This window comes from Brevundimonas sp. EU05-FHT14B11 (assembly GCF_058790835.1).
The window spans coordinates 932,090-950,604 of the sequence record NZ_JBYTCY010000001.1 but is presented as its reverse complement, the minus strand read 5'-3'; the positions used below and the strand labels follow the sequence as shown (position 1 = coordinate 950,604).

At 70.0% G+C, this 18,515-nt stretch carries 13 protein-coding genes; 4 read left to right on the top strand and 9 right to left on the bottom strand.

Features of this window, described 5'->3' with window-relative positions; genetic code table 11:
• The 8 genes from AC3WRV_RS04700 to AC3WRV_RS04665 form a co-directional block, all read right to left on the bottom strand.
• Entirely contained in the window at positions 1–1,806 is a 1,806-nt protein-coding gene (locus AC3WRV_RS04700; RefSeq protein WP_492312338.1) for a DUF885 domain-containing protein, read from the bottom strand.
• Between the two features lie 10 nt (positions 1,807–1,816).
• Positions 1,817–3,646 (bottom strand): DUF885 domain-containing protein, encoded by a 1,830-nt coding sequence (locus AC3WRV_RS04695; RefSeq protein WP_291832226.1) that lies wholly within the window; start codon positions 3,644–3,646, stop codon positions 1,817–1,819.
• Between the two features lie 85 nt (positions 3,647–3,731).
• Positions 3,732–5,582 (bottom strand): M61 family metallopeptidase, encoded by a 1,851-nt coding sequence (locus tag AC3WRV_RS04690; RefSeq protein ID WP_492312337.1) that lies wholly within the window; start codon positions 5,580–5,582, stop codon positions 3,732–3,734.
• A gap of 70 nt (positions 5,583–5,652) precedes the next feature.
• Positions 5,653–7,707, bottom strand: a complete 2,055-nt coding sequence (gene cckA / locus AC3WRV_RS04685; RefSeq protein WP_492312336.1) for a cell cycle histidine kinase CckA — start codon at positions 7,705–7,707, stop codon at positions 5,653–5,655.
• 222 nt (positions 7,708–7,929) lie between these two features.
• Positions 7,930–9,021, bottom strand: coding sequence for a Glu/Leu/Phe/Val family dehydrogenase (locus AC3WRV_RS04680; protein ID WP_492312335.1), 1,092 nt, complete (start codon positions 9,019–9,021; stop codon positions 7,930–7,932).
• A gap of 225 nt (positions 9,022–9,246) precedes the next feature.
• Positions 9,247–10,245: an alpha/beta fold hydrolase gene (locus AC3WRV_RS04675; protein ID WP_492312334.1), complete on the bottom strand. Its 999-nt coding sequence runs from the start codon at positions 10,243–10,245 to the stop codon at positions 9,247–9,249.
• Entirely contained in the window at positions 10,242–10,769 is a 528-nt protein-coding gene (locus AC3WRV_RS04670) for a uracil-DNA glycosylase family protein (protein WP_492312333.1), read from the bottom strand. Before AC3WRV_RS04670 ends, AC3WRV_RS04675 begins: the two co-directional genes overlap by 4 nt.
• Before the next feature lie 192 nt (positions 10,770–10,961).
• Positions 10,962–11,279: a DUF3253 domain-containing protein gene (locus tag AC3WRV_RS04665; RefSeq protein ID WP_492312332.1), complete on the bottom strand. Its 318-nt coding sequence runs from the start codon at positions 11,277–11,279 to the stop codon at positions 10,962–10,964.
• Positions 11,280–11,327: 48 nt separating this feature from the next.
• Here AC3WRV_RS04665 and AC3WRV_RS04660 point away from each other — a divergent pair, with 48 nt between their 5' ends.
• Positions 11,328–11,762 carry a PaaI family thioesterase gene (locus AC3WRV_RS04660; RefSeq protein WP_492312331.1) on the top strand — a complete coding sequence of 145 codons (435 nt, stop codon included), beginning with the start codon at positions 11,328–11,330 and terminating at the stop codon, positions 11,760–11,762.
• Here the strand turns inward: AC3WRV_RS04660 and AC3WRV_RS04655 are convergent.
• Entirely contained in the window at positions 11,746–12,282 is a 537-nt protein-coding gene (locus tag AC3WRV_RS04655) for a TetR/AcrR family transcriptional regulator (RefSeq protein WP_492312330.1), read from the bottom strand. The two genes, AC3WRV_RS04660 and AC3WRV_RS04655, sit on opposite strands and share 17 nt — an antisense overlap.
• Before the next feature lie 225 nt (positions 12,283–12,507).
• On the opposite strand from AC3WRV_RS04655, the gene AC3WRV_RS04650 reads away from it, so the two are divergent.
• Genes AC3WRV_RS04650 through AC3WRV_RS04640 form a run of 3 tightly spaced genes read left to right on the top strand, consistent with a single transcriptional unit; the run spans position 12,508 to position 18,396 of the window.
• Positions 12,508–13,704, top strand: a complete 1,197-nt coding sequence (locus AC3WRV_RS04650) for an efflux RND transporter periplasmic adaptor subunit (RefSeq protein WP_291832233.1) — start codon at positions 12,508–12,510, stop codon at positions 13,702–13,704.
• A 7-nt stretch (positions 13,705–13,711) separates the two neighbouring features.
• Positions 13,712–16,954, top strand: coding sequence for an efflux RND transporter permease subunit (locus tag AC3WRV_RS04645; RefSeq protein WP_291832234.1), 3,243 nt, complete (start codon positions 13,712–13,714; stop codon positions 16,952–16,954).
• Complete coding sequence (locus AC3WRV_RS04640) at positions 16,954–18,396, top strand: efflux transporter outer membrane subunit (protein ID WP_492312329.1); 1,443 nt, start codon at positions 16,954–16,956, stop codon at positions 18,394–18,396. Before AC3WRV_RS04645 ends, AC3WRV_RS04640 begins: the two co-directional genes overlap by 1 nt.
• The last annotated feature ends 119 nt before the right edge of the window (positions 18,397–18,515 follow it).

Here is an 18,515-nt window from a genome sequence, read left to right as displayed (position 1 = left end):
TCAGCCCCGGATCAGGCCTTCCAGCACGGCCAGCGGAACCGAGCCGTTGACCAGCACCTTGTCGTGGAAGGCGCGCAGGTCGAAGCCGGGCTTGGCCGCCTCCTCCGCCCGCAGGCGGGCGATGACGGTGTGGCCGATCTTGTAGGCGCAGGCCTGGCCCGGCATCGAGGCGTAGCGGTTGATCTCGCTGTTGGCCGCGCCGACAGGCTTGGCGCCCGAGGCGACCATGTAGTCGACGGCCTGTTCGCGGCTCCAGCCCTTGGCGTGCATGCCCGTGTCGACCACCAGGCGGACGGCGCGGAACAGGTAGGACATCAGGAAGCCGACCCGGCCCAGCGGGTCCTCGGCGTAGACATCCAGATCGTCCGCGGCGACCGCCTCGGCGTACAGGGCCCAGCCCTCGTTATAGGCCGAGAAGCCGTTGGCGCGGCGGTACTGGGGCAGGCTGTCGGTCTCGCGCTGCAGGGCGACCTGCAGGTGATGGCCCGGCGAGGCCTCGTGATAGGTCAGGGTCGGCAGGGAGAACTTGGGCCAGTTCTTCGTCTCGCGCAGGTTGATGTAATAGGCGCCCGGCCGCGAGCCGTCGAGCGGCGGCCCCTGATAATAGCCGCCCGGCGCGCCCGCCTCGATCGCCGGGGGCACGCGGCGGACCTCCACGGCGGCGCGGGGAAGGCGTCCAAAGACGCGCGGCAGAAGCGGCTGCAGCGCCTGCACCTGCCGGTTCAGCGAGGCGATCAGCGCCACCTTGTCCGCGTCGGTCTCGCCCCACAGCTGGGCCGGGTCCTTGTTCAGGGCGTCGATGCGCTGGCCGACGGTTCCCTGGGTCAGGCCCTGGGCCTTCAGGATGGCGTCGATGCCGGCGCTGATCTCGGCCACCTGTTCCAGGCCGATGGCGTGGATTTGGTCGGCGGTCAGGGTGGTGGTGGTCCAGTGCTTCAGGGCGTGGGCGTAGAAGGCCTCGCCGTCGGGCAGGCGGCGGGTTACGCCCGCGTCGTGGACGGCGGTGGGACGCAGGGCCTCGAAGGCGGCAATCTGGCGCGCCAGGGCCGGCTTCACCTCGGTCTCGACCAGGCGGGCGGCGCGGTCGCCGTAGCCGTTGAGGCCCAGGGCCGAGGCCTTGCGCTCCAGCGAGCGGACCATGGCCATGTCGGGGGCCGCCTGCCCCGACAGCGCGCGCAGTTGGCCGGTGGTCAGGTCGATGATGAAGTCGGGCGGGACGACGCCCTTGCCCGCATCGGCGCGGATTCGCTGCGTCTCCGCATCCACCGAGGGGGCGAAGGCCGACAGGCGCGACAGGAAGGCGTCGGCGCCGGCCGCATCCTCGACCCGGTGCTGGCTGTCCAGGAAGTCCGGCACGGTGAAGTAGGCGCCGGTCAGCTGGTTGACGACATAGGGGCCCATCCGCCCGCCGCCCATGGTGGAGCCGTAGTCGAAGCCCGCGCCCACAGCGGCCGTCTCTGTCCGGAAGGCGGCGACGGCGTGGTTGACCTTGCCCGCTTCGGACAGGCCGTCCGTCCCGCCGAAGGCGCGGAACACGCGCCAGCGCTCCACCGCCTGCGCCCGCTCGTCCCGCCAGGCGCCTTCGCTCTGGTCGCTGAGCTTGGACGCCAGGCCCGCCCGCGCGCCGCGGTCGAGGCCCAGGTTGGTGGCGCTCTCAGGCGACTCGTCGATGTCCTGGTCGAACCAGGACTGCAGCAGGGCGTCCAGTTCGGCGTCGGCGTCACGGGGCGCGGCGAGGGCCGCCCCGGAGGCGGCGAGCCCGGCTCCGGCGGCGGCGGTCAGGAGCAGGCGGCGGCGATCGATCATCCGGCGTTCCTCAGCCCCGACGGCTGGCGACCCAGTCGCCGATCACCCGTTCCAGCACCGTCAGCGGCACCCCGCCGGCGTCCAGGCCGGTGTCGTGGAAGCCCTTGATGTCGAAGCGGTCGCCGAGCGTGGCCTTGGCCTGCTCGCGCAGACGCACCCAAGTGGTGTGGCCGACCTTGTAGCTGGAGGCCTGGCCCGGCCAGACGGCGTAGCGCTCGACCTCGGTGGTGATCGAGCTTTCCTGGTCGCCCAGGGTCTCGACCATGTAGCGGATGCCCTGCTCGCGGCTCCAGCGCTTGTAGTGCAGGCCCGAATCCACGACGAGGCGCGCCGCCCGGAACATGAGCGACTGGATGGAGCCGATCCGGCCCCACGGGTCGTTCTCGTACATGCCGATCTCGTCGGCCAGCTGCTCGGCGTAAAGGCCCCAGCCTTCGGTATAGGCCGAGAAGCCGAGCACCTTGAGCAGCAGCGGCGTCTCGGTCTTCTCCTGCTGCAGGGCGATCTGGAAGTGATGGCCCGGCACCGCCTCGTGATAGGTCAGGGTCGGCAGGGTGAATTTCGGCCACTCGGCCGTGTCGCGCAGGTTGATGTAGTAGGCGCCCGGCCGCGAGCCATCCAGCGACGGCGACTGGTAATAGCCGCCCGGCGCGCCGACCTCGATCTCCTTGGGCACGCGGCGGATGTCGCAGGCCGCGTTGGGCAGGCGGCCGAAATACTCGGGCATCCGCGCCATGACCGTCGACATCTGCGCGTTCAGATCAGCCAGCAGCTGTTCCTTGGCGGCGTCGGTGTTGGGATAGACCTGGCCCGGCACATGCGAGGCGATCGAGGCGATGCGCTCGCCCACCGTGCCCTGGGTCAGCCCCTGCGCGCGCAGCAGGACGTCGGCCCGCGCGCTCAGCTCGGCCACCTGCTGCAGACCCATGTCGTGGATCTCCTGCCCGGTCAGGGAGGAGGTCGTGTAGAATTTCAGGCCGTAATTGTAATAGGCGTCGCCGTCCGGCAGGCGCCAGCAACCGGCGTCGTGCGAGGCCGTCGGCAGGCCGGCGGCGAGGGTGTCGCGCTGGCGCGCCAGGGCGGGCAGGACCGAGCCGTTGACGATGGCCAGGGCGCGCTCGCCCCAGGCGCCCGGCAGGCCCTTCTCGGCCGCGCGGCGGGCCACGGAGGTGACCAGCGTCAGCCCGGCCGGATCGGCGCCGAGGATCGTCTGCATCTGGCCGGTGGCGCGCTGGATCACGAAGTCGGGCGGCACGGCCCCGGCCGCGAACTCGGCCTTCACCCGCTCGGTCTCCTGGTCGAAGACGGTGGCCAGCGCCGACAGACGCGAGAGATAGGCCTCGGCGTCCTCGGCGGTCTCGATGGAGTGCTGGCTGTCCAGGAAGTCCGGCGTGCTCTGGTAGGCGCCGCCCAGCTGGCTGACCGTATAGGGCGACGGGAACAGGCCGCCGCCGTAGGGGAAGTCGTAGCCCTGGACGGCCGTCTCGCCGAAGAATTCGACCGTGTCGTGATAGACCTTGAAGCGCGGGGACAGGGCCTCGCGGTCGATCCCTTTCAGGGCGGTCATGGACGCCAGGAATTTGGTCTTGTCCGCCGCCTGCTTGGCCAGCGAGCGGTCATCGAGCCGGGACTTCATGGCCGCGCCGGGCCCCTTGTCCATCCCCAGCATGGTCAGCAGTTCCGGCGAGCTGAGCAGGTGGTCGCGGGTGATCCCGTCCATCACCGTCGTCAGCGCCGCATCGGCGCCGTTTGCCGCCTGGGCGAAGACCGCCCCGCCCGTGGTGGCGGCCAGACCGGCGCCCGCGGCGGTGGTCAGAAGGAAACGGCGACGATCGAGCATGAGGGACTCCCCAGGGTCATGGATATGCGTAGCCCGGCACTGAACGCTGCCTGACCTCCGCTGGCAAGCCCGCGTGCGCGGCGGCTCAGGGCTGGGCGGCCGCGGCCTCCTGGCCGAGCCAGGCGTTCCGGAAGGCCAGCTGCGCCGGAGTGGCCGCGCCGCCCGTCGTCTCGATGCGCACCAGCTCGAAGGCCGGGTCGGTCCCCAGCCGCAGCTGGGCGGTGCGCTCGGCGCCGCGCTGGATGTAGGTGATCGCGACCGTGTCGCCGGGCTTCAGCGCCTTCAGGGCGTCGTCCCAGTTGGCCTGGCTGTCGATGGCCGTGTCGCCGAGGCGGACGATCTCGTCGCCGCCGTCCAGCCCGGCCAGATACAGCGGCGTGTTCGGCGCCGTGGCCCCGGCCAGTCGCACCACCGTGTCGGCGACCTGCAGCCGCGCCGGGCCGGCCCAGGCGCCCGTCGGGTTGCGCGGCTTCATGACCACGCCCGCCTGCGCCAGCAGCGGCGCCAGGTCAGGCATCTCGCTGCGCTGGATGCTGGCGTTGAAGAAGGCCTGGGCGAAGGCCGGATCGCCGGTCACTTCGGCCAGGCCGGCGCGCAGGTCGTCGGGCGTATAGGCCTTCTCGGTCCGGCCGTGGGTGCGCCACATCTGACGCATGTAGTCGTCCAGCGTCAGGCCGTCGAACCGCTGGCGCAGGGTCAGGTCCAGCGTCAGGGCCAGGGCGGCGCCGTAGGTATAGTACGAGGTGAAGATGTTCGGGTTGGTCGGGTCGATGGAGGCGGCGGCGTCCACGAACGGCGCGCGCAGGCTCATCTCCTGCGGCGAGCCGTAGCCCCGGGCCGGGGTGTTGACGATGACGTTCGCCTGCCCGCCGATCTCGGCCAGGAAGCGGTCGACGGTCGAGAGGCCGGCGCGGCGGATGGCCAGCGGGCCGTAGTAGTTGGTGAAGCCCTCGGCGAACCACAGCGACGGGGTGGCGTTGGCGCGGGTGAAGTCGAAGGGCTCCAGCTCGGCGGGCCGCAGCCGCTCGACGTTCCACGCATGGAAGAACTCGTGGCTCAGGGTGCCGATCTGGCCGTAGTCGGCGTCGGCCAGGGAGCGCGAGCCGCTGATGACGGTGGAGTTGCGGTGCTCCATGCCGTCGCCGCTGACCTGGGGCAGGTAGTCGGCGAGGAAGGTGTAGGTCCCGTAATCGAAGTCCGGCACGTCGCCGAAGACGGCGATCAGCTGGTCCACGACCTTGCGGGCGCGCCCGGCGAAGATGTCGGCCTGCTCGGCCGTGCCCGGGTGGTGGAGGGCGATGCGGATGGTGCGGGGCACGCCCGCGTCGTCGACCTGCCACTCGCGGACCATGTGGTCGCTGAGCTCGGTCGGGCTGTCCATCAGGTACTGGAGGTTCGGCGCGGTGAAGACGGCCGGGTTGGCGGTGGGGGCCAGCTGGGTGGCGACGCGCCAGGCGGGGTTGGGCGAGTGGAAGGTCAGCTCCACCGGCCGGTCGTCGAAGCCGCGCGCCCACATCAGCGCAGCGGGCATGTTCAGGTGGGCGTGGGCGGCGTCGATCTGGGCGTAGGTGCCGTCGGCCCGGTCGCCGTAGAGGGTGTAGGTGACGCTGACCGTTCCGTCGTGGCCGCCGACGGTCCAGCCGTAGGGATCGGTGCGCTCGACGGTCAGCGGGCGGCCCGCGCCGTCGACGGCGGAGACCGAATAGACGTTCTTGGCGAACTCATGCAGCGCATAGCGGCCGGGCGAGGAGCGGGACATCTCGAAGCGCACCGGGGCGCGGCCGACGTCGCGATAGGTGACGGTGATCCGCGCCTCGTGGTGGACCGCGTTCTCGAAGCTGAGGTCGTAGCGCACCGGGGGCGCCGTCTGGGCCCAGGCCGGAGCGGCGACGAGGCCGAGCGAGATGGCGGCCAGACCGGCGATGGCGAGCTTCATGCGGATTCCCCTCAGACTATCGGGGGCGGACGGTGGCGCGGGCGGGAACGGCTGACAAGTGAACGATAGTTCAGCCCGCGTGGAGTTCCTGCTTCACCCGTTCCGCCAGGGTCTTGATGTCCAGCGGCTTGGGCAGGAAGGAGACGCCGACCTCGTCCTGCAGCAGGTCGGAGAAGTCGCTCTCGGCATAGCCGGAGATAAACATGACCGGCGCGTCGCCGAGGAAGGGACGGGCCTTCTTCAGCAGGGACGGGCCGTCGAGGCCGGGCATGATGACGTCGGAGATCATCATGTCGATCTGGCCCGCCCATTCCTCGGCCAGCTCCAGCGCCTGTTCGCCGTCCTCGGCCTCGATCACCTCATAGCCGCGCTGGCGCAGCAGGCGGGCGGCGATGCCGCGCACGGCGGCCTCGTCCTCGACGAACAGGATGCGGCCGGCGCCCGAGAGGTCGCGGGGGGTCTTCACCTTGATCTCGACCTGCGGCACCTCGGCCAGCTCGGCCTCCGCGGCCTCGGGCAGGAAGATGCGGAAGGCGGCGCCGGCGCCGTCCACGTTGGCGACGTTGATATGGCCGCCCGCCTGTTCGACGATGCCGTAGACGGTGGCCAGGCCCATGCCCGTGCCCTCGTTCACCGCCTTGGTGGTGAAGAAGGGCTCGAAGATCTTGTCGAGGAGCTCCGGCGGCACGCCAGGGCCGGTGTCGGACACCTCGATCAGGGCGACGGCCTCGGTCTCGGCGGCGGCCCAGCCCATCTGGCGGGCCTCGTCGCGGCTGAGGCGGCGGGTCCTGATGGTGACGACGCCCGCGCCCGGCTCGACCACGCCGCGCATGGCGTCGCGGGCGTTGACGGCCAGGTTCATGACCGCGGTCTCCAGCTGGCTCTTGTCGGCCAGGACCACCGGCAGGTCGCGGCCGTAGTCGGTTTCCAGCCGCACGTCCTCGCGCAGCAGGCGGCGCAGCAGGACGGCGAACTCGCCGACCAGTTCGCCCAGATCCAGGCGCTCGCGGCGGACCGTGGACTTGCGCGAGAAGGCCAGCAGTTTGCGCACCAGGTCGGCGGCGCGGATGCCCGTCTGGCGGATCTGGTTCAGGCCGTCATAGGAGGGGTCGCCGACCGGGTGACGCTCCAGCAGCTCGGACAGCTGCATCTGGATGGCGGTCAGCAGGTTGTTGAAGTCGTGGGCCACGCCGCCGGCCAGCTGGCCCACGGCCTGCATCTTCTGGGCCTGGGAGAGCTGCAGCTCCATCGACTTCTGAGCCGAGACGTCGAACAGCCAGACGCGGCATTTGCCGTTCTCGGGCGCGACATAGAGGTGAAGCATGCGGTCAGGGTGGGCGCGGGCGACCAGCTCGATCGGGCCGGACGAGCCGCCGGACAGCTTGGCCTTGGCCTCGATCACCCCGGTGGGCTCGAACAGATGCCCGAAGGCGGCGTCGCGGGCGGCGGCGGGGCCCGTGAGCAGGGCGAGGGCGGCGTTGGCCTCCTCGACCTTGCCCGCGAACAGGTCCTCGGCCTGAAGCAGGGCTGAGCCGAAGGGCGCGCCGGCGGCCATGGCGCGACCGCCCGGACCGTTGGCGGCGGCGGCGGGACGGTCCATGGCCGGGGCGGAGACGGGCAGGACGGCCTCGGGCGCGGCGCGGATCAGGAACCGCCCCTCCCCGGCCATGCCGATCAGGACCTCGAGCTCGCGGTCGCCGACCGGCACGATGGCGCGGCCCTGCTCCCCGGCGCGGGCCTGGGCGAAGGCCATGTAGAGGGCGGAGGCGGACTTGCCGCCCGAGCGGGCGGGCGGCAGGGCGGCGGTGGCGCCTCCGGCCTCGGCCCAGGCGCCGTTGAAGGCCAGCACCTGGCCGGTGGCCCAGACCAGGGCGGCGGGCTCGGCCATGGCGTCGAGCAGTTCGACGGTGGTGTCGCCCGTCGGCTTCTTCGCCTCGCCCCGGGCGTAGGTGAACAGGCCGATCAGGGCCACGGCGCCGACGGTGAAGATCAGCATCAGGCCCGGCGCGCTCATCGGATCGGCGCGGAAGGCCGGATAGGCCAGGGCGCCCACGGCCACCACGAAGCCGAGCGCCATCACGATCAGCAGCGGATCGATGGAGCGGCGGGCGGTGGTCGTCGTCATGGCGTCTCGGCCCGAATCAAACGGGTGGAAGGCGCGATGATGGGCCGTATGCCCCTGACGCGCGAATCCGGGCGAAAAACTGCAGTGCGAAGAGTGCGGACGGTGCGGATGAAAAACACCGTCCGAAGCGTCCGATGCGTCCGGCGGGTCGCCAAAACGCAAACCGGCTATCCCGCGGATCGCAGGATAGCCGGTCGGTGCGTCAGGATTGGACGTGGAGGCTTAGGCCGCCTTCAGAACCTCGCCGCGGGCTTCGCGGGCGGCGTTGATGCGGGCTTCGGCGATGGCGTCGGCGATCTCGTGGGTCGGGCGCTTTTCGGCGGCCGAGCGTTCGAGGACCTCGTCCAGGGTGTCCATCAGGCGCGAGAGCTTGGTCTCGACCCAGGCCGCGTCATAGGCGCCGCCGGTCTGACGGGCGCGCAGTTCCGACGCGACGTTGATGATGCCGCCGCCATTGACGACGTAGTCGGGGGCGTAGAGCACGCCGCGCTCGAACAGCTTCTGGCCGATGTCCGGGGTGGCCAGCTGGTTGTTGGCGGCGCCGACCACGGCCTTGGCGGTGATGCGGTCCAGCGTCTGCGGGTTAAGCGTCGCGCCCAGGGCGCACGGGGCGTAGATGTCTGCCTTGACGTCATAGATGGCGTCCGGAGCGACGATCTCGGCGCCGGTGCGGGCGGCGACTTCGGCCAGCAGGGCGGTGTTGACGTCGGTCATGACCAGCTTGGCACCGGCGGCGTGCAGCTTGTCCGCCAGATAGCCGCCGACGTGGCCGATGCCCTGCAGGGCGACGGTCAGGCCGGTCAGGTCGTCCTGCTTCCACAGGCGACGGGCGACGGTCAGGGTCGAGCGGAACACGCCTTCGGCGGTGACCGGCGACGGGTCGCCCGAGGCTTCCGGACCGTCGGACAGGCCCAGCACGTATTCGGTGGCCTTGCGCGCTTCCGCGATGTCGGAGACCGACACGCCGACGTCTTCGGCGGCGTAGTAGCGGCCGCCCAGGGTGTCGACGGCGCGGCCGAAGGCGCGGAACAGCTCCGGCGACTTCTGGGTGCGGCTGTCGCCGATGATGACCGACTTGCCGCCGCCCATCTCCAGATCCGCGACGGCGTTCTTGTAGCTCATGCCCCGCGACAGGCGCAGCACGTCTTCCAGCGCTTCGGCCGAGGAGGCGTAGTTCCACATCCGCGTGCCGCCAACGGCGGGGCCGCGCGCGGTCGAGTGAACAGCGATAATAGCGCGCAGGCCGGTCTTTTCGTCAAAGACAGCGTGGACGCCTTCATGGTTCGCGAACGACGGTGAATCGAACAGGGTCATGCCCATAAGCGCTACTCCCAAGGTATTTTTATTGCGCGGCTGATTACGCGCGTCGGAGTAACACCGCAAGCATGGCGGTTTCGTGATGGGGGATGGCGGGGAGCGGCGCGCGCGGGCGACGGGCGGCGAGGCTGCAAGTGATTAGTGGTTAGTGATTAGTGGTTCGATGGGGCGAGCGTCCGCGCCATGGCTGCGACCACCGGCCCCAGAGCCAGCAACCACCAATCACTTCTCGAGCTGAGGCAGCACCGGCTGGGCCCCTGATGGCAATGGAGCCGCCGCATCCCGCAGCCAGGCTTCGACGTCGCGGTACATGGTCTCGGCCTGGAGGTCGCGGTTCAGGATGTGCCAGCCGTCCGGATAGTAGCCGGTGCGGAAGTCGGGGCGCTGGCCCGCCCGCCGCAGGGCCAGCCGCATCGACGGCTTCTCGATCACATTGTCATGGGCCCCGTAAAGCAGCAGGGTCGGGGCTCGGATCGATCCGAGCCGCAGAGAGGCGCTCTCCATCAGATCGACGAGGCCGTACAGGGTGTCGAACCGGGTCGAGATGATGCTGTTGGGGTCGCGGCCGTTCCGATAGAGCTCGACCCTGTTGTCCGAGGCCGGATGAGCCTTGATGGCCCACTCGGGCGCATCGACGGCGTAGGAGCCCATGGCGCGGGCGGCCAGCTGAAGGCCGACGGAGTTGATTGGGCCCTGCGCGCTCCAGCCCCAGACCCCGGGGGCCAGCAGAATGACGCGGTCGGCGGCGGGCGGACGGTCCGAGCCGAAGGCGGCGATGGTCACCGAACCCCCCATGCTTTCGCCCGCGACCGCGATGACCGCGCGGGGATGGCGGGCGCGGGCCAGGGCCACGGCGGTGCGCAGGTCCTCGGTCATGCGCGCCTCGCCCGCCCAGACGCCGCGGCCGGGCGCCTCGCCGAAGCCGCGCTGATCGACGGCCCAGGTCTCGATGCCGCGCTCGGCCCAGTAAGGCCCCGCCAGGCGGAAGGAGGCGCGGCTGTCGTTCATGCCGTGCAGGGCGACGATGACCGCCCAGGGCTCGCCCGTCTCGGGCGCCCAGCGGGCCAGCGGCAGGCGCGCGCCGTCATCCATCAGCAGGGTCGAGGCCTCCAGCGCCGGGCCGGTGAAGCCGGGCGGCGGGGTCAGGACGGGCTGGATGGCGGGGGTGGCGCAGGCGGCTAGCGCGAGAGACAGGAACAGGGCCGCGAATGTCCGGGTCATGCGCAGAGAATGCCCCGAACCCGCTCGCGCAGATAGGGGATGACCTCGGCCTCGAACCACGGATTCTTCCTCAGCCAGGCCGTGTTCCGCCACGAGGGATGGGGCATGGGCAGGATAGAGGGGGCGTAGTCGCGCCACGCCCGGACGGTCTCGGTCATGTTGGCCCTGGCCCGGTCGCCGAGCGCCCAGGCCTGCGCATAGCCGCCGACCAGCAGGGTCAGCTCGACCGCCGGCAGTTCGGCCAGCAGCTGGGGCCGCCACAGCTCGGCGCATTTCCTGGGCGGCGGATAGTCGCCGCCTTTCGGAGCCGTTCCGGGATAGCAGAAGGCTTGGGCGGCCACGCCGAGGCGGGGATCGGCGTAGAAGGTCTCATAGTCCACGCCCATCCAGTCGCGCAGGCGATCGCCCGAGGGGTCGGTGAACGGCAGGCCGCTTTCATGCACGCGCCGGCCCGGCGCCTGGCCGCAGATCAGCAGCCGGGTCTCGGGAAAGACGCGGACGACCGGACGCGGAGTATGCGGCAACTGGCCGAGACAGGCCCGGCAGGCGCGGATGTCAGCGAGAACGGAAGAGAGGGTCAGCTCTCCCTCCCCTTCTGGGGAGGGTGGCTCGCGAAGCGAGACGGGTGGGGAGCCGAGCGCTCGGATACGAACCCCACCCTGTCGCCGCTACGCGGCGACATCCCTCCCCACGAGGGGGAGGGAGATTCCGACAACTCAGTCCTCGTCATCGCCTTCCGGCTTAGGCGGGAGCGCGGCCAGGGCGGCGGCGGTCTCTGCCGGGGTCGGCAGACGCAGGCGGATGACGCCCTTGAAGCTGTTCGGATCGACCGCCTTGCCCTTCTTGGTGATGGTCAGCTTGCCCTGACGCATCAGGCCCAGGGCCACGGCCTTCACCTTGGGCAGCATGCGCTGCCACTGTTCGGGCTGCAGCTCCTTGGCCACATCCGAGGGTTCAATGCTTTTTCCGCCGACGCTTTTGGGGTCGGCCTTCGCCAGTTTTTCGAAGATGGCGGTTTCGATGGGGTCGCTCATCGGGCCTATATGCTGCATTGCGAGAGCGAGAAGAAGGCAGGGATCATCATGGTCGCGAAAATCACGGTCACGGAAGGCGAGTTCAGCGGCTGGCAGACCTATGACCTGCACGGCACCTTCGACCAGGTGGTGGGGCCCTTCTACTTCAAGCCGGACGCCGACGGGCGGATGCGCTGCGCCTTCCGGGCCGAGCAGAAGCACATGAACGCGGGCGACCGGATGCACGGCGGCTGCCTGATGACCTTCGCCGACATCTCGCTGTTCCAGACGGCCTATCAGGAGATGGAGGGCGCCTCGGGCGTGACCGTGTCGCTGGATTCAACCTTCATCGACGGCGCCTATGTGGGCGAACTGGTCGAGGCGACGGGCGAGGTGGTCCGCGCGGGCAAGAGCCTGATCTTCGTGCGCGGTCAGATCTGCGTCGGCGAGCGCATCCTGATGACCTTCTCGGGCGTGATCCGGAAATTCACGCCGCGCGGCTGAGCGCCGGGCCGTCGTCTATGATGCCCTGGAGGATGACCGCCATGCGGGCCTCCATGCGCTCGCATTCCTCATGGCTCAGGCCGAAGCCGGCGGTGATCTCGCGGCTGACGGCCATGCCCATGATGGTGGCCGCGGCCAGCCGGGCCCGGACCGGGGCGTCCTCTCCGCCGACCCATTCGGTGAACGGATCGAAGAAGCGCTCGCTGCCGGTGCGCTGAACCAGCTCCATCGCCTTGGTCGAACCGACCGAGCGCAGCATGATCAGCAGGCCCTTGAGCTTGCCCTCCTTCTTGGGCTCGAAGATCACCGCATGGGCGACGCGGCGGCCGAACTCGGAACGCTCGCCGTCCATAAGCTCGCTGCCGTTCGAACAGCTGTCGAGCACGGAGGTGAAAAGATCTTCCTTCGAGCCGAAGTAGCGGGACACCAGGGCGGCGTCGACGCCGACGTCGCCGGCGATGTCACGCATGCCGACGTCGTCGTAGCTTTCGCGCGAGAAGCGTTCCTGCGCGGCGGACAAAATAGCAGCGCGAGTCGCCTCGGCATTTCTTGGCCGTGGCGCGACATGACAAAACAACGGGTTAGGTCTCCGGAATAGCCCCAAGATCAATATGGCTTTGTCATCACCCGTTGACAAGTGAGGGGCGGATCACCATTAAGTCACCGGGCGTTGACTAGCGGCTTCCTCCCCGAACGCCATGGTCGACAGAGACAGGGATTTGCTCCCATTCGGAGACTAGCATTCATGCGCACGGTGAAGATCGTGACCGCGTCGGCCCTCATGGCCGTCGCGCTCTATGGCTGTTCCCAGCCGAGCGAAGCCCAGGCGCCGCCGGCGCCGGCGGTGACCGTGGCGACGCCGCTGGTCCGGGCTGTTCAAGATTGGGATGAGTTCACGGGCCGCTTCGAGGCGACCCAGTCCGTCGAGGTGCGTGCGCGCGTCGGCGGCTATATCCAGGGCGTTCACTTCCGCGACGGCGACTATGTCAGCCGCGGCCAGCTGCTGTTCACCCTCGACCCGCGTCCGGCCCAGGCCGCCCTGGCCTCGGCCCGCGCCCAGCTGGCGCAGGCGCAGGCGCAGGTGAACCTGGCCCGCACGGAACTGACCCGTTCGGAAACCCTGCTGGCCTCGCAGGCCGTCTCGCAGGCCGAGGTCGACACCCGCCGCGGCGCCCTGCAGACGGCGGAAGCGGCCATCGCCGCCGCCAACGCCAACGTCCGCGCCCGTCAGCTGGACCTGGAATTCACCCGCGTGACCGCGCCGATCTCGGGCCGCGTGTCCGACCGCCGCGTCGATCCGGGCAATCTGGTCGCCGGCGGCTCGTCGCAGGCCGACGTCCTGACGACCGTGGTCTCCAGCGCGCCGATCCACTTCGTCTTCGACGGCTCCGAAGCCGTGCTGCTGAAGTATCAGCGCCAGGCCCGCAACGGCGCCGCCCCGATCCAGGTGCGCCTGCAGGACGAGAGCAGCTACGCGCGCTCCGGCACGCTCGACTTCACCGACAACGCGGTCGACACGGCTTCGGGCGTCATCCGCCTGCGCGCCCTGATCCCGAACGCGGACGGCTTCCTGAAGCCGGGCATGTTCGGCCAAGCCCGCCTGGCCGGCGCCGGCACCTATCAGGCCATGCTGGTGCCCGACGCCGCCGTCGCCACCGACCAGGCCCGCCGCATCGTCTACGTCGTCGCCGCCGACGGCTCGGTCGCGCCCAAGCCGGTGCAGCTGGGTCCGCTGGTCGACGGCCTGCGCGTGATCCGCTCGGGTCTGCAGCCGACCGATCGCGTCATCATCAACGGCGTCCAGCGCATCCAGGCGCCCGGCATGAAGGTGCAGGCCAGCAACGGCCGTATCACGCCGGTGGTCCAGCAGGCGCAAGTCCCGGTGACCCAGGCCGCTCCGGCGTCCACGGCCACCTTCGCCGCCAGCGTCTCGGGCGATTGATCCGACAATGAACATCTCACGCTTCTTTATCGACAGGCCGATCTTCGCGGCCGTGATCGCGGTGTTCATCACCCTGATCGGCGTCTTCGCCTATCCGCTGCTGCCCCTATCGCAGTATCCGGAGATCGCGCCGCCGACGATCACCATCAACGCCTCCTATCCCGGCGCCTCGGCCGAAACCCTGGCCGAGACCGTCGCCGCGCCCATCGAACAAGAGGTCAACGGCGTCGAGGGCATGCTGTATCTGTCCTCCTCGTCCACCTCGGACGGGGTGGCGTCGATCACCGTGACCTTCCAGCCGGGCACCGACCTGGACGCCGCGCAGGTGCTGGTCCAGAACCGGGTGGCCCTGGCCGAACCCCGCCTCCCTGAACAGGTCCGCCAGACCGGCGTGGTCGTGAACAAGCAGGAGAGCGGCTTCCTGATGATCCTGGGGCTGACCTCCCCGGACAAGTCGCTGGATAACGACTACGTCGGCAACTACGCCAACTCGACGCTGCGGGACCGCCTGCTGCGCCTCGAAGGCGTGGGCACCGTCCAGATCTTCGGCGGCGGCAACTATTCGATGCGGGTCTGGATCGACCCGTCCAAGGCCGCCGAACGCGGCCTGACCGGTCCGGACATCATCGCCGCCCTGCGCGCCCAGAACGTGCAAGCCGCGGCCGGCGCCATCGGCCAGCCGCCCTTCCCCACCAACGCCGCGGCCTTCCAGCTGCCGGTGCAGGTGCAGGGCCGCCTCAGCGATCCTGATCAGTTCTCCAACATCGTCATCAAGACGGATGCTCAAGGCCGCGTGACCCGCGTCCGCGACGTCGCTCGGGTCGAGCTGGGCGCCCAGGACTACGGCATCCGCGGCTTCTTTGACGGCGAGCGCGGCGTCGGCATCGCCATCGTGCAGCAGCCGGGCGCGAACGCGCTGGGCACCGCCGAGCGCGTGATGGCCGAGATGGAGGCCGTGAAGGCCGAACTGCCGCAAGGCATGGACCTTTCCGTCGCCTACAACCCGACGGAGTTCGTCGCGGCCTCGGTCGAGTCCGTGCAGCACACCCTGTTCGAAGCCGTGATCCTGGTCGTGCTGGTGGTCATCGTCTTCCTGCAGACCTGGCGGGCGGCGATCATTCCGATCGTGGCCATCCCGGTGGCGCTGGTGGCGACCTTCGCCGTCCAGCTGATGCTGGGTTACTCGATCAACTCGCTGAGCCTGTTCGCTCTGGTCCTCGCGGTCGGCATCGTCGTCGATGACGCCATCGTCGTGGTCGAGAACGTGGAACGCTACATCCGCGAGGGACTGACGCCCAAGGAAGCCGCCTACCGCTCCATGCAGGAGGTTTCCGGCGCGCTGATCTCGATCGGCCTGGTGCTGGTCTCGGTGTTCGTGCCGACCATGTTCGTGCCGGGCATCCCGGGCATCTTCTATCGCGAGTTCGCCATCGTCATCACCACGGCTTCGGTCGTGTCGCTGCTGGTGTCGCTGACGCTGTCGCCGGCCATGGCCGCGCTGCTGCTGAAGCCGCACAAGGAGCATGACACGCATCGCAAGCCGGGCGTGTGGGGTTCGGTGACCTATTACGGCGGTTACGCCGGGCGAAAGTTCAACGAGGGCTTCGACTGGCTGTCGGACAAGTACGGCCGCCTGACCGCCCGCCTGGTGCGGACCGTCGGCATCGTGCTGATCGTCTATGTCGCCCTGCTGGGCCTGACCGGCTGGCGCCTGATGGACACCCCGTCCGGCTTCATCCCCGAGCAGGACCAGGGCTTCCTGATCGGCGTCATCCAGCTGCCCCCGGGCGCCTCGCTGGAGCGCACCGAGGCGGTCATGCGCCGGGCCTCGGATACGATCAAGAAGACCGAGGGCGTGGAAGGCCTTGTCGCCTTCGCCGGCCTGGACGGCTCCAGCTTCTCGTTCGGCTCCAACTCGGCGACCATCTTCGTTCGACTGGACGCCTTCGATGAGCGCAAGAGCGCCGAGCAAAGCGCCGCCGCCCTGGCCGGCGCCATCACCGGCGCGACCATGGGCATCGAGGACGCCAACATCTTCGTCATCGCCCCGCCCGCGGTTCAGGGTCTGGGCAACGGCAACGGCTTCCAGATGATGGTGCAGGACCGCACCGGCGCGGGCTACCGCCCGCTGGAAGGCGCGACCTTCGCCATGATGGGCGCCGCCGCCCAGGCGCCGGACCAGGTGCAGCAGGTCTTCTCGACCTACAACACCGGTTCGCCGCGCATCGCCGCCGACGTCGATCGCGACAAGGCGCTGATGATGGGGGTGCAGCCGTCGGACGTGTTCAACACGCTGGGCGTCTATCTCGGCTCGTCCTACGTCAACGACTTCAACTATCTGGGCCGCACCTTCCGGGTGACGGCGCAGGCGGAACCGACGTCGCGTGACGACATCGCCGACATCGCCAACCTGAAGACGCGTTCGGCCACCGGCGCCATGGTGCCGATCGGTTCGGTCGCCAACCTTCGCGAAGACTCCGGCCCGTCGCGGATCGTGCGCTACAACCTGTTCCCGGCTTCCGAGCTTCAGGGGCAGGCCGCGGCGGGCGTCTCGTCCGGCCAGGCGATCGCGAGCATGGAGCAGCTGGCCGAGGCCACCCTGCCTCCGGGCTTCTCGTACGAATGGACCGGCCTGGCGCTGCAAGAGAAGCAGTCGGCGGGCGGGGCGACCGTGGTGTTCATCATGGCCGTGATCTTCGTCTTCCTGGTGCTGGCGGCCCAGTACGAGGCCTTCACGCTTCCCATGGCGGTCGTGCTCATCGTTCCGATGTGCATCCTGGCGGCCATGATCGGGATCAACATCCGGGGACTGGACAACAACATCCTGGTCCAGATCGGATTGGTGGTGCTGATCGCGCTCGCGGCCAAGAACGCCATCCTGATCGTGGAGTTCGCCAAACAGGCCGAGGACGAGGGACTGAACCGCTGGGACGCCGCCGTCCGGGCTGCCCAGACCCGTCTGCGTCCGATCCTGATGACCTCGTTCGCCTTCATCTTCGGCGTCGTGCCGCTGATGCTGGCGACCGGCGCCGGCGCCGAAATGCGCCAGTCGCTGGGCACCGCGGTCTTCTCCGGCATGCTGGGCGTGACCTTCTTCGGCCTGATCTTCACGCCCGTCTTCTACGTCGTGATGCGGTGGGTGGCCTCCAAGCTGCCCGGCGCGCCGCAGAAGGAGCGCGAGATCCCCACCACCGGCGGCCTGCCGCCGCATGAAGCCGAGCCCGCCACTCCGCGGCTGGGAGACGCCTGATGATGACCCTGAAACCCTCTCTCCGGTTCCTGACCGCAACCGCCGGAGCCAGCCTTCTGCTGGCCTCGTGCGCGGTCGGGCCGAAGGCGCCTGACGCTACCCTTCCCCCCTCAGCGTCGGGCGCCTTCATCGGGGCCGCCTCACCGGCGGTCTCGGCCAACACCACAGCCCGCGACGACTGGTGGCGGCTGTACAACGACCCGGTCCTGGACGGCCTGGTCGGCGAGGCCCTGGCCAACAACAACGAGCTGGAGGCCGCGGCCGCCAACCTGCGTCGCGTTCGCGCGGCGCTGGGCGAGGCTCGGGTCGGCCGGTTCCCGTCGACGACGACCTCGGCCGGCGTGACCACCGGCCGGCCTTCGGCCGCCACCGTGCCCGGCCTGCCCGCCGGGACCGAGGCGCCCGAGTCCGACACCTACAGCGCCGGTCTGGACGTCTCCTACGAGGTCGACCTGTTCGGCCGCGTGGAGTCGACCATCCGCGCCGCCCGCGCCGACGCTTCCGCCGCCGAGGCCGCACTGGATGTGGTGCGCGTCACGGTCGCGGCCGAAACGGCCCGGGCCTATGCCGACGCCTGCTCGGGCAACGCCCAGATCGCGGTGGCCGAGCGGACCATCACGCTGCAGACCGATACCGTCGGCCTGACCCAGCGTCTGCTGGACGCCGGTTCGGGCAACGGACTGGACGTGGCCCGCGCCCGCTCGGCGCTGGAGTCGACCCGTTCGACCCTGCCGCCCCTGCGGGCCCAGCGCGACGGCGCCCTGTTCCGTCTGGCCACCCTGACCGGGCGCACCCCGGCGGAGACCAGCGAAGCGGCCCGGGCGTGCGCGGCGCCGCCGCAACTGACCCAGCCGATCCCGGTCGGCGACGGCGCGGCCATGCTGGCGCGGCGTCCCGACGTCCGTCAGGCGGAGCGCAACCTGGCCGCCGCGGCGGCGCGGGTGAACGTGGCCACCGCCGACCTGTACCCGCGCATCACCCTGGGCGGTTCGGCCGGGGCGACGGCGCTGGACGCGAGCGGCCTGGGCGACAACGAGAACTTCCGTTTCTCGGTGGGTCCGCTGATCAGCTGGTCGTTCCCGAACGTGTTCGCCGCCCGCGCGCGGATCGAACAGGCGGGCGCCTCGTCGGACGCCGCCCTGGCGACGTTCGACCAGACGGTGCTGGTCGCGCTTCAGGAGACGGAAACGGCCCTGGCCAACTACGCCAACGAGCTGGACCGCCGGTCGGCCCTGCAGTCGGCGCGGGACCAGGCCGCCAACGCCGCCCGCCTGTCGCGCCTGCGCTTCGACGCCGGCGCCGACAGCTTCCTGACGGTGCTGGACTCCGAACGGACCCTGGCCGCCGCCGACGCCCAGCTGGCGTCGTCGAGCGCGCTGGTCACCACCTACCAGATCGCCCTGTTCAAGGCGCTGGCCGGCGGCTGGACCAACGAGGGCTGAGGCTTTCGGACCAGAACTGGACTGACGAAGGGGAGGCTGGAAACGGCCTCCCCTTTTTCATGCGCGGTCGCCCGCCCTTACCGGAGTTTAACTGGACCCCGCCCGCCGCCTTTGGTCAT

Bases quoted from the DNA above. Each gene is read 5' to 3' on its own strand.
- AC3WRV_RS04700 (WP_492312338.1), bottom strand. From the start codon at position 1,806: ATGATCGATCGCCGCCGCCTGCTCCTGACCGCCGCCGCCGGAGCCGGG.
- AC3WRV_RS04695 (WP_291832226.1), bottom strand. From the start codon at position 3,646: ATGCTCGATCGTCGCCGTTTCCTTCTGACCACCGCCGCGGGCGCCGGT.
- AC3WRV_RS04690 (WP_492312337.1), bottom strand. From the start codon at position 5,582: ATGAAGCTCGCCATCGCCGGTCTGGCCGCCATCTCGCTCGGCCTCGTC.
- cckA (WP_492312336.1), bottom strand. From the start codon at position 7,707: ATGACGACGACCACCGCCCGCCGCTCCATCGATCCGCTGCTGATCGTG.
- AC3WRV_RS04680 (WP_492312335.1), bottom strand. From the start codon at position 9,021: ATGACCCTGTTCGATTCACCGTCGTTCGCGAACCATGAAGGCGTCCAC.
- AC3WRV_RS04675 (WP_492312334.1), bottom strand. From the start codon at position 10,245: ATGACCCGGACATTCGCGGCCCTGTTCCTGTCTCTCGCGCTAGCCGCC.
- AC3WRV_RS04665 (WP_492312332.1), bottom strand. From the start codon at position 11,279: ATGAGCGACCCCATCGAAACCGCCATCTTCGAAAAACTGGCGAAGGCC.
- AC3WRV_RS04660 (WP_492312331.1), top strand. From the start codon at position 11,328: ATGGTCGCGAAAATCACGGTCACGGAAGGCGAGTTCAGCGGCTGGCAG.
- AC3WRV_RS04650 (WP_291832233.1), top strand. From the start codon at position 12,508: ATGCGCACGGTGAAGATCGTGACCGCGTCGGCCCTCATGGCCGTCGCG.
- AC3WRV_RS04645 (WP_291832234.1), top strand. From the start codon at position 13,712: ATGAACATCTCACGCTTCTTTATCGACAGGCCGATCTTCGCGGCCGTG.
- AC3WRV_RS04640 (WP_492312329.1), top strand. From the start codon at position 16,954: ATGATGACCCTGAAACCCTCTCTCCGGTTCCTGACCGCAACCGCCGGA.